Below are 13,290 nucleotides of genomic sequence, written 5' to 3' on the forward strand. Positions count from 1 at the left end.
CCGGTCGCCCAGGTACAATGACGGTCCGGTTTAGCTGGACTTGCGGCCAGCACCGATACGGGGTTCCTCACCTTTGATCAACCGGGCGATATTGGCCTGATGGCGGTGAAATCCCATCGCCGCCAGACCCAACGCCATCAGGGCGGCGGCGGGACCGGCGAAGTACCAGGCATAAAGCGGGGACAGCGCCAGCGCCGCCAGCGCCGCCGCCGACGAGATGCGGAATGCCGCCGCCACCGCCAGCCAGGTCAGACCGCAGGCAATGCCGACCGGCCACGAGGCGGCGGCCAGGGTGCCCAGCGTCGTTGCGACGCCCTTGCCGCCCTTGAAGCCCAGCCACACCGGATAATTATGGCCCAGCACCGCAGCGAATCCGGCCAGCAGCAGCGGATAGGATTCGCCGCCGGTCAGCAAGGCGGCCAGACCGACCGCGATCGCCCCCTTGCCGCCATCCAGCAACAGGGTGGCCAGCGCCAGTCCCTTGTGGCCGGTGCGCAGCACGTTGGTGGCACCGATATTGCCAGATCCGATGGTGCGGATGTCACCCAGCCCGGCGGCGCGGGTCAGCACCAGCCCGAACGGAACGCTGCCCAGCAGATAGCCGCCGATCGCAGCCAGAGCGAGGGTGAGGCCGGACAGCAGATCAGCACTCATGGCGGAACACCGTGCGGCCATCGACGACGGTGCGGGTCACCATGCCACGGACCAGACGTCCGTCGAACGGCGAGTTCTTCGATTTCGACCGTGTCGCCTTGGCGTCGATCGCCCAGGCCCGGTCGGGATCGAACAGCACCAGATCGGCCGAGGCCCCGGTCTTCAGCCGTCCGGCGGCCAGCCCCAGGATCGCGGCGGGGGCACAGGTGACCAGCCGCAACGCCTCGACCAGCGACAGGACGCCGTCATGGACCAGATCGAGCGTAACCGGCAGCAGGGTTTCCAGCCCGGTTCCGCCGAATTCGGCCATCGTGAACGGCACCCGTTTCGAATCCTGATCCTGCGGCGCGTGATCCGAGGCGATGGCGTCGATGGTGCCGTCCTTCAGCCCTTCGATCACCGCCAGCCGGTCGGTTTCGCCGCGCAACGGCGGCGACAGCTTGGCATAGGTGCGGTAATCGCCGACCGCCTGCTCGTTCAGGGCGAAATAGGGCGGCGCGGTGTCGCAGGTGACCGGCAATCCGCTCGCCTTGGCGCGGCGGATCAGCTCGATTCCCTCGGCGGTCGACAGATGGGCGGCGTGATAGCGTCCGCCGGTCAGGGCGACCAGCCGCAGATCGCGGGCGATCATGATCGCCTCGGCGGCGGCGGGCATCCCGGCCAGACCGAGGCGGGTGGCGAACTCGCCTTCGTTCATCACCGCATCCTCGACCAGCGAGGGTTCCTCGGGATGCTGGACGATCAGCAGGCCGAAGGTGGCGGCATAGGACAAGGCCCGGCGCATCACCTTGGCGTCGCCGATGGCGCGGGTGCCGTCGGTGAAGGCCAGCGCACCGGCCTCGGACAGCATCCCCATCTCGGCCAGTTCTTTTCCGGCCAATTGCTTGGTCGCGGCGGCATAGGGATAGATCTTGGCCAGCCCGATCTGGCGGGCGCGACGGGCGACGAACTCGACCGTGGCGACATCGTCGATCACCGGGTGGGTGTTGGGCAGGCAGACCATCGAGGTGACGCCGCCCGCCACCGCCGATTCACCGGCAGAGCGCAGCGTTTCCTTGTGCTCTTCGCCCGGCTCGCGGACCTGGACCCGCATATCGACCAGACCGGGGGCGAGGCACAGGCCGTTGCAATCGACCACCTCGATTCCGCTCGGCACTCCGGCCTGGAACAGGCCGGGTCCGACATCGGCGATGGTCTCGCCATTGATCAGCAGGGCACCCTTGGCATCCATCCCGGTGGCGGGATCGAGCAGGCGGGCATTGACATAGGCCACCAGACCGGTGGAGGCGCGGTTAGGCATCAGGCGGCTCCGTCCCGATTGGGGAGATGACGGGTAAGGACGTCGAGGCAGGCCATCCGCACCGCAACGCCCATTTCGACCTGTTCGCGGATCAGCGAGCGTTCAACGTCGTCGGCGACGTCGGAATCGATCTCGACGCCGCGATTCATCGGGCCGGGATGCATGATCACCGCGTCGGGCTTGGCCAGGGCCAGCTTGGCCTGATCCAGTCCGAAGAAGTGGAAGTATTCGCGGATTGACGGGATGAAATTGCCGCGCATCCGTTCGTTCTGAATGCGCAACATCATGATGACGTCAACGCCCTGAAGACCCCGGCGCATGTCGTGGAAGACCTCGACCCCCATCCGCTCGACGCCCGACGGCAGCAGGGTTCGCGGCCCGATCAGCCGCACCTGCGCCCCCATCACGTTCAGCAGATGGATGTTCGAGCGCGCCACCCGGCTGTGCAGCACGTCGCCGCAGATCGCAACGGTCAGGCCCGACAATTGCCCCTTGCGCCGCCTAATCGTCAGCGCATCGAGCAACGCCTGGGTCGGGTGCTCGTGGCTGCCGTCGCCGCCATTGATGACGGCGCAATTGACCTTTTCCGACAACAGCTTGACCGCGCCGGAATCGGGGTGGCGCACCACCAGCACATCAAGATGCATCGCGTTCAGCGTCATCGCGGTGTCGATCAGGGTCTCGCCCTTCTGCACCGACGATCCGGCCGCCTGCATGTTGATGACATCGGCCCCCAACCGCTTTCCCGCCAGCTCGAAGCTGGTCCGGGTCCGGGTCGAGTTCTCGTAGAACAGGTTGATGACGGTGCGACCGCGCAGCAGGTTCTTGCGCTTGTCGACAGAGCGGTTCTGTTCGACATACCCATCGGCGATGTCGAGCAGAGTGGTGATCTCCTCCGGCCCCAGGCCCTGGATACCGAGGAGATGACGGTGCTGAAAGCGGGTGTCGGTCATGGCGCCGAACTATAAGCCCGGCCGCTGATGCCCGCAAGGTGGGGCGAAGCGGGGCGCTCCGCTCAGTCGGGCCAGCGCCGGTGCAGCCACAACCACTGGTCCGGCGTCGCCCGCACCCACTCTTCCATCAACAGATTGATTCGTTCCAGCAGCAGGCGATTGTCGTCGTGGGGATCGCCGGTATGGGGGAAATCCAGCGGCGGCAGGATGGTGATGCGGAAATGCGCTCCCCCCAGCCGCTCGACCCGCGCCGGAACCAGCGGGCAGGAAAAGCGGGTGGCGAACTGGGCCATCGCCGGGGCGGTCATCGCATCGCGGCCAAAGAACGGGATCGGTACCCCGTCATTCATTTTCTGATCGACCAGCATGCCGAGATGGCCGCCGGCTTTGAGAACCTTGAGCGCCTCGCGTGCCCCTTCCGATCCCTTCTGAATCTGGGCACCCGCCGCGCCCTTGCGGCCCTTGCGGTACAGCTTTTCGATCCACGGATTGTTGGCGGCGCGATAGACCAGATGCAGCGGCACGCCGCGCTGCAACGCCACCGCTCCGGCCAGTTCCCAATTGCCGAGATGGCCGGAAATGAAGATGCCGGGCTGGCCGTCGTCGCGCATCCGGTCGATTTCCTCGGCCCCGATCGTTTCGATCCGTTCGGCGGCGATCTTGGCCAGATGGGGGAACTCCCCGGCGACGCGGCCGAGATTGTCCCACATTCCGCGCATGATCGCTTCGCGCTCGGCCTCGCTTTTTTCCGGGAAGACGCGGGCGAGGTTGCGCCTCGCGATCCGGGTGACGCCCAGACGCGGCCCCACCATCCGCGCCAGCCAGCCGCCCAGCGCCGAAGCGGCATCGAGCGGCAAGGCGCGGAACAGCAGCCAGATGCCCCAGGCCAGCCCGGCTTCCAGACGTTGCCGTATTTCCTTGCCCGTCATGCCACCACTCCGATCCGGTCGAACAAAGGCCTGAGGCAGGCCGGGTCGCGCCATTCCAACTCCACCGGCAGCGCCAGCACCCGCTCGCGCAGGTCGGGCGGCAGCCGGACCCGGTCCTTGGCGGTGGTGACGGCCACGGCTCCCGCCGCTTCGGCCTCGGCCAGGATCGTTTCGATCTCGGCACGGGTGAAGGGGTGATGATCGGGAAACGGATGCGCCGCGACGATTGCGGCCCCAACCCCGCGCAGGGTGGCGAAGAACTTTTCCGGTAACCCGATCCCGGCGAAGGCGCTCACTCGCTGTCCGGCCAGATCGGGGGCGTCGGCGGCGGGGACCAACCGGGCCGCGATCACCGGCAGGTTGGCGGCGGCGGCCCGCTCGGCCAGCCCGGCGCGATCCTCGCCGACGATCACCAGTGCGTCGGCGCGGGCAAAGGCCCGCTCGGGCGGCTCGCGGCAGGGACCGGCCGGGATTACCCGCCCGTTGCCAAAGCCATAGGTACCATCGACGACCAGCAGGCCAAGATCGATCGCGATCCGGCCGCTTTGAAAGCCGTCATCCATCACGATCAGATCGGCCCCGGTGGCGACCGCTGCAACGGCCCCTTCGGAGCGGTCACGGGCGACCCAGGTTGGCGCGCAGCCCGCCAGCAACAACGGTTCGTCGCCGACGCGGGCGGCATCGTGGCGCAGCAGATCGACGGCGCGGGGACCGATTTCGGTTCCGCCGTGACCCCGGCTAAGAAAATGGGGGTGCCGACCCGCCGCGATCAGCCGCTTGGCCAGCGCGATCGCCACCGGAGTCTTGCCGGCACCTCCGGCGACGACATTGCCGATGCAGATCACCGGCACCGCCGGGCGGTATTGCTCGGCCTGCTCCAGCCGTCGCGCCCCGCCCCAAGCATAAAGTGCGCCGAGTGGGGCCAGCGCCCGAGCCAGCCGTCCGTCCTTGCGCCAGAACTCAGGGGCGCGCATGTCGCCTCTCGGCGGCGCGAAGGAACGGAGCCAGTGCCGCCTCGACGACGTCGAGCACTTCGGCCTCGGCCTCGGCCCAGGCGGCGGCGGCGGTCTTCATCCGCTCCAGCCGGGCGGGATCGTCCAGCAGCGCGCCCAGCGTTTCCGCCATCGCATCGGCATCCTTGACCTCGATCGCCGCTCCCGCCGCGATCATCTGCGCCGTCATGTCGGGAAAATTATCCATCTTCGGCCCGAACAGAACAGCGCAGCCCAGCCGCGCCGGTTCGAACGGATTCTGGCCGCCGCCGACGGTCAGGCTCTTGCCCATGAAGACGATGTCGGCCAGGCGATAGAACACGCCCAACTCGCCCATCGTGTCGGCGATATGGATCGCGGTTCCGGCGCGCGGCGTTTCCCCGGCCGAGCGCATCGCCACCGACAGGCCTTGGGCAATCAGCTTGCGGGCGATGTCGGGGCCACGGGCAGGATGGCGCGGCACGATCAGGGTCAGCAGGGCAGGGAAACGTTCGGCGAGGCGACGATGGACCGAGGCGATGATCGCTTCTTCGCCGGGATGGGTGCTGGCGGCCAGCCAAAAAGGCCGTCCGGCCAGGGCGGTGCGCAGACGCTCCAGTTCTGCCTCGTCGCCGGGCAAGGGCGGCACCGCGTATTTGAGATTGCCCAGGCAGCGGACATCGCCGCCGCCCAGCCCGCGCAGGCGTCCGGCATCGGCTTCGGTCTGGGCCAGACAGAGATCGAAGCCGCCCAACATCGCGCCGATCAGATCGGGCAGATAGCGCCAGCGGGCATAGGAGCGGGGCGAAATCCGCCCCTGGACCAGCACCATCGGGATTGCCCGCCGCTTGGCCTCGACCAGCATGTTGGGCCAGAAATCCGACTCGGTCCACAGCATCAGATCGGGTTGCCAATGGTCGAGAAACGATTCGACATAGGCGGTGCGGTCGACCGGCAGATATTGGTGAATCGCCCCCTCGGGGAGGCGATTAGCGACCATCCGCGCCGAGGTCACCGTGCCGGTGGTGAGCAAAACCCCCAGCCCACGCCGCCGCATCCGTCCCACCAGCGGCAGCACCGACAGCGACTCCCCCACCGAGGCGGCGTGAATCCACACCAGCGGACCGGGCGGGCGGGGCTGACCGGGCTGACCCAGCCGCTCGCCAAAACGGGCAGGATCTTCCTTGCCCCGGGCGCGGCGGCTGTCGAGGTACAGCGAGATCAGCGGCCCCCCCAGATCGGTGACCCGTCGGTATAGGCTGTAAATCATGATTCCTCCGCCCCGATCGTGCCCAACGGGGCCGGTTCGGGGCTGTCAACGCCAAGCCGGGCATCGGCCTCGGCGGTCAGGGCGTTCAGCGCCGCCTCGATCTGCTGACGCGCCAGTTCCAACCCGGCGGCATCGGCATCGGCGGGCACGTGGATCGGGTCGCCCCACACCAACTCGCCCCGGGCAAAAGGAAGGGCGACGGCAAAGCGGTCCCAGCTTCCCAGCAGACGACGCGGCCGCGCCGCCCAGGTCGCGGGCAGCACCGGACAGCCCGACAGCCGGGCCACCGCGACGATCCCGGCGGTCGCCCGCATCCGGGGGCCACGCGGGCCATCCGGGGTGATGCCCACGCATTGGCCCGATTTCAGCGATTTCAGCATTGCCCGCAACGCGGCACCGCCGCCTCGGCTGGTTGAGCCGACGATGGTGTCGATCCCGAAATGGCTGACGGTGCGGGCGATCAATTGCCCGTCGCGGTGTTGGCTGATCAGCATGTTGATCGGCACGCCCGGCCGCCAGATCCGCGGCATCATCAGGATGCGGCCGTGCCAGAAGGCCAGGATGAACGGGCGACCTTCGTCCCACATCGCGGCGGCCGTGCCGCCATTGACGATGGTCCAGCGCCCCGTCAGCGCGACCAGCCGGATGTAGAGCGCGCCCAGCCAGCACAACGCTCCCCGCAAGGTCTCGCTTTTGCCGATTCGCTTGGCCAGCCCCATCCCCCCGGGTCTCCTTTAGTGTGTGCCGCCTTCGGCGGTCTCCTCGGCGAATTGCATCGCATAGAGACGGGCATACAGCCCGCCCTGCTCTACCAGCATCGCGTGGGTACCGGATTCGACCACCCGGCCGCGATCCATCACATGGATCAGATCGGCCCCCACCACGGTCGACAGCCGGTGGGCGATGACGATGGTGGTGCGTCCTCGCATCAGCCGGTCGAGCGCGGCCTGAATCTGATGCTCGGATTCGGTGTCGAGCGCGCTGGTCGCCTCGTCAAGTAGCAGGATCGGCGCATTCTTCAGCATGGCGCGCGCGATCGCGATTCGCTGGCGCTGGCCGCCCGACAGGTTCAGTCCACGCTCGCCGACGATGGTGTCATAACCGTCGGGCAGGCCCATGATGAAGTCGTGCGCCGCCGCCGCGTGGGCGGCCTGGATGATCTCGTCATCTCCGGCGCTGAGACGGCCATAGGCGATGTTGGCGCGGATGGTGTCGTCGAACAGGGTGATTTCCTGACTGACCAGGGCGATCTTCGACCGCAGCGAGGTCATCGTGATGTCGCGGATGTCCTGGCCATCGATGGTGACCCGGCCGTCGGTGACGTCAAAGAAGCGCGGCAGCAGGTTCAGCAGGGTCGATTTGCCCGCGCCCGACGGCCCGACCAGCGCCACGGTGCGCCCGCCCGGAACCGTAAGGTCGATCCCGTCCAGCACGGCGCGGCTGCCGTCATAGGTGAAGAATACGCCTTCGAAGCGGACGTTGCCCTCACGCACCAGCAAGTCGCGGGCGGCGGGATGGTCCTGAATCTCGGGCTGAGCGTCCAGCACCGAGAAGGTACGCGCCGCCGCCGCCAGACCTTCCTGGAGGTTGGTATTGAGCGAGGCCAGCGATTTCAGCGGGCGATAGGCCAACATCAGCGCGGTGATGAAGGAGAAGAACGCGCCGGGGGTGGTGTGGCCGTCGATCACGCGCGAACCGCCATACAGGATCACCACGGTGATCGCGACGCCACCCAGGAATTCCATGATCGGCGACGAGGCCGAGCGCACCCGTGCCGCCCGATAGACCAGATCCTGCAAGGTCTCGATCAGCTGGCGAACCCGGGTCTTCTCGTAATCCTCCATCCCATAGGCCTTGACCACCCGGATACCCTGGACCGATTGCTCAAGATAGGTGGTCAGCAGCCCCATCTGTTCCTGGGTGTTGGCGGTGACCTTGCGCATCCGCCGCCCCAGCTTGCTGATCGGCAGGATCGCCAGCGGGAAGACGAAGAAGGTCCACAGCGACAATTCCCAGTCCTGATAGAACATCGCCGCGATCAGGAAGATCAGCGAGGAGGCATCCTTGCCCGCGCCGGTCAGCGCGTCGGAGACGGCAAAGCGCATCTGCGAAATGTCGTTGGTCAGGCGCGACAGAATCTTGCCGGTCGAATTGGCCTGGAAATAGGCAACATCCAGCCGCATCAGGTGCGAGAACAACCGCATCTGCATGTCGGCGATCACCCTGAGGCCGACCCGTGACAGAAACACCGCTTCGCCGTAATTACACAACGCCTTCACCGCAAAGGCGGCCAGAACCGCCAGTCCCAGCGGCAACAGAAAGGCCGATTGTCGCTCGGTGAAGATCTTGTTGACCACCGGGTCCATCAGCAGGGCATAGGCGGCGTTGGCCGCCGCTCCTACCACCATGCATAGAACCGCCAGGGCGACTTTGCCCAGATAGGGACGCATGCCTTCGCGGAACAGACGCCGCACCAGAACACGAGTCGAATGGTCAAAGGTGATTTTTTGCTTGGTCAAGGCTCCGCCCGGTCGGTTTTTTCGGCGCGGCGGACCATAGCATGGCCGCAGGCCCGGGCCAAATCAAACGAACCGGCGGGGCAGGGAATGGCGGCGGGCCGCACAAAAAACAAAACGACCGCCATCGAAACCGATGGCGGCCGCCTTATCGTCGTTTCAGTCCGAACCGGAGGAAAGGTCTTTCGCCGGTCCGGGCCAAAAGTCTTAGTGCACGTCTTTCCAGATCTGCCGCTTCAGGGCGAAGAGCAGGGCGGTCAGAAGCGCCAGGAACACCATCACCTTAACGCCGAGGCTCTTCCGAGCATCCAGTTCAGGTTCGGCGGCCCAGTTCAGGAAGGTCACCACGTCCTTGGCGATCTGTTCCTTGGTCGCCTTGGTGCCGTCGGCATAGGTCACGGCGTCTTCGAACACCTGCTGCGGCATGCCAATGGCGTAGCCGGGGAAGTAGGTGTTGTACATCTTGCCTTCGGGGATCGCGACGTCCGCAGGCGGGACATCGGGATAGCCGAGCAGCAGAGAGTAGACGTAGTTCGGACCGTTGACGCGCGCCTTGGTGATCAGAGACAGATCGGGCGGAACCGCACCACCGTGGATCGACGCCGCCACCTTGTCGTTGGCATAGGGCGACAGCATACGGTCGGACGGACGCGCCGGACGCTGGAACATCGCGCCTTCGTCGTTCGGGCCGTCCTGGACTTCCTTCTCGGCGGCGACGGCCTTGATCTCTTCCGGGGTCAGGCCGACGGCGGCCAAGTTGCGGAAGGCGACCAGCTTCAGGCCGTGGCAGTTCGAGCAGACCTCATGATAGACCTGCCAGCCACGCTTCAGGGCTTCGCGGTCATAGCGACCGAACACGCCGTTCCACGAAAAGGGAGTTTCGGGCTTCAGCAGTTCGTGGGTCCCGGTATTCGCCTGAGCGGTGCCGGAGAAACCGGTGGCACCGATCAACAGCATGGCACCGACCGCAATCGCCTTGACCACCGGAGCGGAAATCGACGCCGGCAGGGCCAGGGTCTTTTCCTTACGCGACAGCCAGGGCAGCACGATCAGGAAGTGAGCGAAGTAGTAGGCGGTCGCGACCTGGCTGATGGTGACCAGAAGATCGGTCGTCGGCTTGGCGCCGCAATAGCCGAGAACAAAGGCATTGAGGACGAACAGCCAGAAGAACTGGCGGTACAGCGGCCGGAAGGTCGCCGAACGGACTTTGGAGGAGTCCAGCCAGGGCAGGGCGAACAGGATCAGGATCGCACCGAACATGGCCACCACGCCCAGCAGCTTGGCCGGGATGAACCAAAGGTCGACGGTGAAGGCGCGCAGGATCGCATAGAACGGCAGATAGTACCATTCCGGAACGATGTGCGGGGGCGTCAGCATCGGGTTGGCGGGGATGTAATTGTCCGCTTCGCCGAAGAAGTTGGGCGCCCAGAACACGAAGGCCAGATAGACCATCAGGAACACGCCGATGCCGAACAGATCCTTGATGGTGTAGTAAGGATGGAACGGGATCGCATCCTGCGGGCCGTTCATATCGATGCCGAGCGGGTTGTTCGACTTGACGCTGTGCAGCGCCCAGACGTGCAACGCGACCAGGCCCAGGATGACGAAGGGCAGCAGGAAGTGCAGCGCGAAGAACCGGTTCAGGGTCGGGTTGTCGACCGAGAAGCCGCCCCACAGCAGGGTGACGATCGAGTCACCGATCAGCGGGAAGGCCGAGAACAGGTTGGTGATGACGGTGGCGCCCCAGAACGACATCTGGCCCCAGGGGAGCACATAGCCGAGGAAGCCGGTCGCCATCATCGCGAGGTAGATCGCGATACCGATGAACCACAGCAATTCGCGCGGCGCCTTATACGAACCGTAATAAAGGCCGCGGAAGATGTGGATGTACACCAGGATGAAGAACATCGAGGCGCCGTTGGAATGCAGATAGCGCAGCAGCCAACCGTAATTGACGTCGCGCATGATGCGCTCGACCGAATCGAACGCCAGCGCGCTGTGCGGCGTGTAGCTCATCGCCAGGAACAGGCCGGTCACGATCATGATCACCAGGGTGACCGCGGCGAGAGAGCCGAAGTTCCACCAGTAATTCAGATTTTTCGGCGTCGGATACTCAATGGCGCTGTGGCGCAGCATCGAGAACACGGGCAACCGGTCTTCGACCCAGTTGACTACCGCGTTGTTGCTCTTGAAGCCACTCATGACGGTCCCCCTCAGCCGATCCGTACGGTGGTATCGCTGGTGAATTGATAGGCGGGCACAGCCAGATTCTTCGGCGCCGGACCCTTGCGGATGCGACCCGAGGTATCATACTGAGACCCGTGACACGGGCAAAACCAGCCGCCCCATTCCCCCCGGGGATCGGTCGGCTTCTGGCCCAGCGGAACGCAGCCGAGGTGGGTGCAGATACCCACCACGATCAGCCATTGCGGGTTCTTGACCCGAACGGAATCGGCCTGCGGATCGCGCAATTCGGACAGGTTAACCGCCTGTGCGGAAGCGATTTCCTCAGCCGTGCGGCTCCGGACGAAAACCGGAGACCCACGCCAAACCACGGTGATGGCCTGTCCCGGCTTGATCGCCGACAGGTCTACATCGGTGGTGGACAGCGCCAAGGTATCAGCGGCCGGGTTCATGCTATGCACGAACGGCCACAGGGCGATGCCCGTCCCGACCACGCCGACGGTGGACGCGGCCTGCAGCAGGAAATCCCGCCGCGTTTGCCCGTCCGCCGCCGAGGGCTGGGCATTCTTTGCCGTATCAGCCATTTCAAATCCTCTTGTTGGCCCGCGGAAGCGAGACTATTAAACACAATGGATGGCCCGATTCAACAGCCCTCTAGCCCCAGGGCCAAGCTGTTATGATACCTTATTTCCCGCCGTCGGCCAGCCAATCGGCTCACTTTTGCCGCCAGACCTTGACGCGCAAGGAGTTTCACCCCATGGAGCGGCTGCGTCTGGCTCTGTTCCAGCCCGATATTCCCCAGAACGCCGGGACGCTTTTTCGTCTGTCCGCCTGTCTTGGTCTTGGGGTCGACGTGATCGAACCCTGCGGCTTTGTCTTTGACGATCGCAAGTTAAAACGAGCGGGCATGGATTATCTCGACCGGGCGCGGGTGGTTCGCCATGCCTCGTGGGAGCTGTTCCAGGCGACCCTGGCGGCCGAGGGGCGGCGGTTGGTGCTGTTGACCACCAAGGGCGAGCATCGCCACGATCAGTTTTCCTTTCTTCCCGGCGATACTTTGATGGTCGGACGGGAAAGCAGCGGCGTTCCGTCCGACATCGCGGCGGGGGCGGCGGCGCGGATTCGCATCCCGATGGTGACGGGACCGCGCTCGATCAATGTCGCCCTGGCCGCCGCGATGGTCACCGGAGAGGCGTTGCGCCGCCTCGACGGGTTTCCCGACGAATCCCCAGCCGAAGAGGATCTGGAATGAAACCGTTCAAGGCCGCCTGTCTTCAGCTTAATTCCGGCACTGAGATGATGCGCAATTGCGAGATCGCCGCGACGCTGGCGGTCGAGGCGCGCGCCGCCGGGGCCGATCTGATCCTGATGCCCGAGAACCTCGCTTTGATGGAATGGGGCCGCTCGGCGCTGGTGCTGAACGCCGCGACCGAGGAGGATCATCCCGCGCTGGCCTTTTTCCGCGATCTGGCCCGCGAGATCGGGGCGTGGCTGCATCTGGGCAGCCTGCATATTCTACTTGATGGCGGAATGATCGCCAATCGCAGCTTCGTGATTGATCCGCTGGGCGGAATCCGCGCCCGTTACGACAAGATTCATATGTTCGACGTCGATCTTGGTCTGGGCGAGGTCTATCGCGAATCTGCCACCTTTGCCCCTGGCGACCGTGCCGTTGCCGCCGACCTGCCGTGGGGGCGGCTGGGGCTGTCGATCTGCTACGATCTGCGCTTTCCCCAGTTGTATCGCGGTCTGGCCCAGGCCGGGTGCGACTTCCTGGCGGTTCCGGCGGCGTTCACCCGCACCACCGGCAAGGCGCACTGGCATGTTTTGCTGCGGGCGCGGGCGATCGAGACCGGATGCTATGTCTTTGCCCCGGCGCAATGCGGCGAGCACATCAACAACCGCCAGACCTATGGCCATGCCCTGATCGTCTCGCCCTGGGGCGAAATTCTGGCCGATGCGCTGGAGCAGCCGGGCTGGGTCATCGCCGAGATCGACCCCCGCCGCGTCGGTGAAGCGCGCAAGAAGATTCCCTGTCTCGATCACGACCGGCCGTTCGCTCCGTTGCGGACGTGACGGCTGACTCGCTCGAAGCCACCGATGTATAATGGTGAGAAATCCGCGCCGTCGGGGCGTGGGATGTTCATGGCGGTACGCCGATGATCCTGTTCGAATTGCGTTGCACCCAGCAACACCACTTCGAGGCGTGGTTCCGCGACGGGGCCGCCTATGACGTCCAGGCCGCCGACGGTGCCATTGCCTGCCCGGTCTGCGGCGATACCGGCGTTTCCAAGGCGCCGATGGCGCCGCGTCTGGTCCACAGCCGGGGCGAGCCCGCCGTACCCGATCCCGACCGGATCGCCGGAGATGTCCGCCGCGCCCTGCTGGAGATCAAGAAGCAGGTCGAGGCCAATTGCGACTATGTCGGCGACCGTTTCCCCGAGGAAGCACGCCGGATTCATTACGGTGAATCCGATGCCCGCCCGATCTATGGCGAGGCCACCCGCGACGAA

Annotated in this window: 13 protein-coding genes and 1 pseudogene; 3 read left to right on the plus strand and 11 right to left on the minus strand. The window is 65.6% G+C overall.

Translation table 11 applies throughout. From position 1 onward, the window contains the following. Nucleotides 1-30: 30 nt before the first annotated feature. The 11 genes and pseudogenes from plsY to petA form a co-directional block, all read right to left on the minus strand. Nucleotides 31-654: a glycerol-3-phosphate 1-O-acyltransferase PlsY gene (gene plsY / locus K678_RS02165; RefSeq protein ID WP_021130820.1), complete on the minus strand. Its 624-nt coding sequence runs from the start codon at nt 652-654 to the stop codon at nt 31-33. Continuing rightward, complete coding sequence (locus K678_RS02170; RefSeq protein WP_021130821.1) at nt 644-1,954, minus strand: dihydroorotase; 1,311 nt, start codon at nt 1,952-1,954, stop codon at nt 644-646. The genes plsY and K678_RS02170 overlap by 11 nt, the downstream gene beginning before the upstream one ends. Then, nucleotides 1,954-2,907 (minus strand): aspartate carbamoyltransferase catalytic subunit, encoded by a 954-nt coding sequence (locus tag K678_RS02175; RefSeq protein ID WP_021130822.1) that lies wholly within the window; start codon nt 2,905-2,907, stop codon nt 1,954-1,956. The genes K678_RS02170 and K678_RS02175 overlap by 1 nt, the downstream gene beginning before the upstream one ends. Before the next feature lie 62 nt (nt 2,908-2,969). Then, the gene (locus tag K678_RS02180; RefSeq protein WP_021130823.1) at nt 2,970-3,836 is read right to left on the minus strand and encodes a lysophospholipid acyltransferase family protein; all 867 of its coding nucleotides are present in this window, start codon (nt 3,834-3,836) and stop codon (nt 2,970-2,972) included. Further along, entirely contained in the window at nt 3,833-4,810 is a 978-nt protein-coding gene (gene lpxK / locus K678_RS02185) for a tetraacyldisaccharide 4'-kinase (RefSeq protein ID WP_021130824.1), read from the minus strand. Before lpxK ends, K678_RS02180 begins: the two co-directional genes overlap by 4 nt. Next, nucleotides 4,797-6,077, minus strand: a complete 1,281-nt coding sequence (locus K678_RS02190; protein ID WP_021130825.1) for a 3-deoxy-D-manno-octulosonic acid transferase — start codon at nt 6,075-6,077, stop codon at nt 4,797-4,799. Before K678_RS02190 ends, lpxK begins: the two co-directional genes overlap by 14 nt. Continuing rightward, the gene (locus K678_RS02195) at nt 6,074-6,796 is read right to left on the minus strand and encodes a lysophospholipid acyltransferase family protein (protein ID WP_021130826.1); all 723 of its coding nucleotides are present in this window, start codon (nt 6,794-6,796) and stop codon (nt 6,074-6,076) included. Before K678_RS02195 ends, K678_RS02190 begins: the two co-directional genes overlap by 4 nt. Nucleotides 6,797-6,811: 15 nt before the next feature. After that, nucleotides 6,812-8,596 (minus strand): lipid A export permease/ATP-binding protein MsbA, encoded by a 1,785-nt coding sequence (gene msbA / locus K678_RS02200; RefSeq protein ID WP_021130827.1) that lies wholly within the window; start codon nt 8,594-8,596, stop codon nt 6,812-6,814. Between the two features lie 204 nt (nt 8,597-8,800). After that, on the minus strand, nt 8,801-9,550 hold the full coding sequence (locus K678_RS19340) for a cytochrome c1 (RefSeq protein ID WP_231376189.1): 750 nt from the start codon (nt 9,548-9,550) through the stop codon (nt 8,801-8,803). 24 nt (nt 9,551-9,574) lie between these two features. After that, nucleotides 9,575-10,795, minus strand: a pseudogene (locus K678_RS19345) (cytochrome b); the annotation flags it as partial. An 11-nt stretch (nt 10,796-10,806) separates the two neighbouring features. Next, on the minus strand, nt 10,807-11,361 hold the full coding sequence (gene petA / locus K678_RS02210; protein WP_021130829.1) for a ubiquinol-cytochrome c reductase iron-sulfur subunit: 555 nt from the start codon (nt 11,359-11,361) through the stop codon (nt 10,807-10,809). 173 nt (nt 11,362-11,534) lie between these two features. Between petA and K678_RS02215 the strand changes: the two genes are divergently transcribed. The 3 genes from K678_RS02215 to K678_RS02225 all read left to right on the plus strand — a co-directional run. Beyond that, the gene (locus K678_RS02215) at nt 11,535-12,029 is read left to right on the plus strand and encodes a tRNA (cytidine(34)-2'-O)-methyltransferase (protein WP_021130830.1); all 495 of its coding nucleotides are present in this window, start codon (nt 11,535-11,537) and stop codon (nt 12,027-12,029) included. Then, entirely contained in the window at nt 12,026-12,853 is an 828-nt protein-coding gene (locus tag K678_RS02220) for a carbon-nitrogen hydrolase family protein (RefSeq protein ID WP_021130831.1), read from the plus strand. The genes K678_RS02215 and K678_RS02220 overlap by 4 nt, the downstream gene beginning before the upstream one ends. Before the next feature lie 83 nt (nt 12,854-12,936). Continuing rightward, on the plus strand, nt 12,937-13,290 hold a 354-nt coding region (locus K678_RS02225; protein WP_021130832.1), incomplete at its 3' end, for a DUF1178 family protein.

This window comes from Magnetospirillum fulvum MGU-K5 (genome assembly GCF_000442515.1).
Classification (GTDB): Bacteria; Pseudomonadota; Alphaproteobacteria; order Rhodospirillales; family Magnetospirillaceae; genus Phaeospirillum; species Phaeospirillum fulvum_B.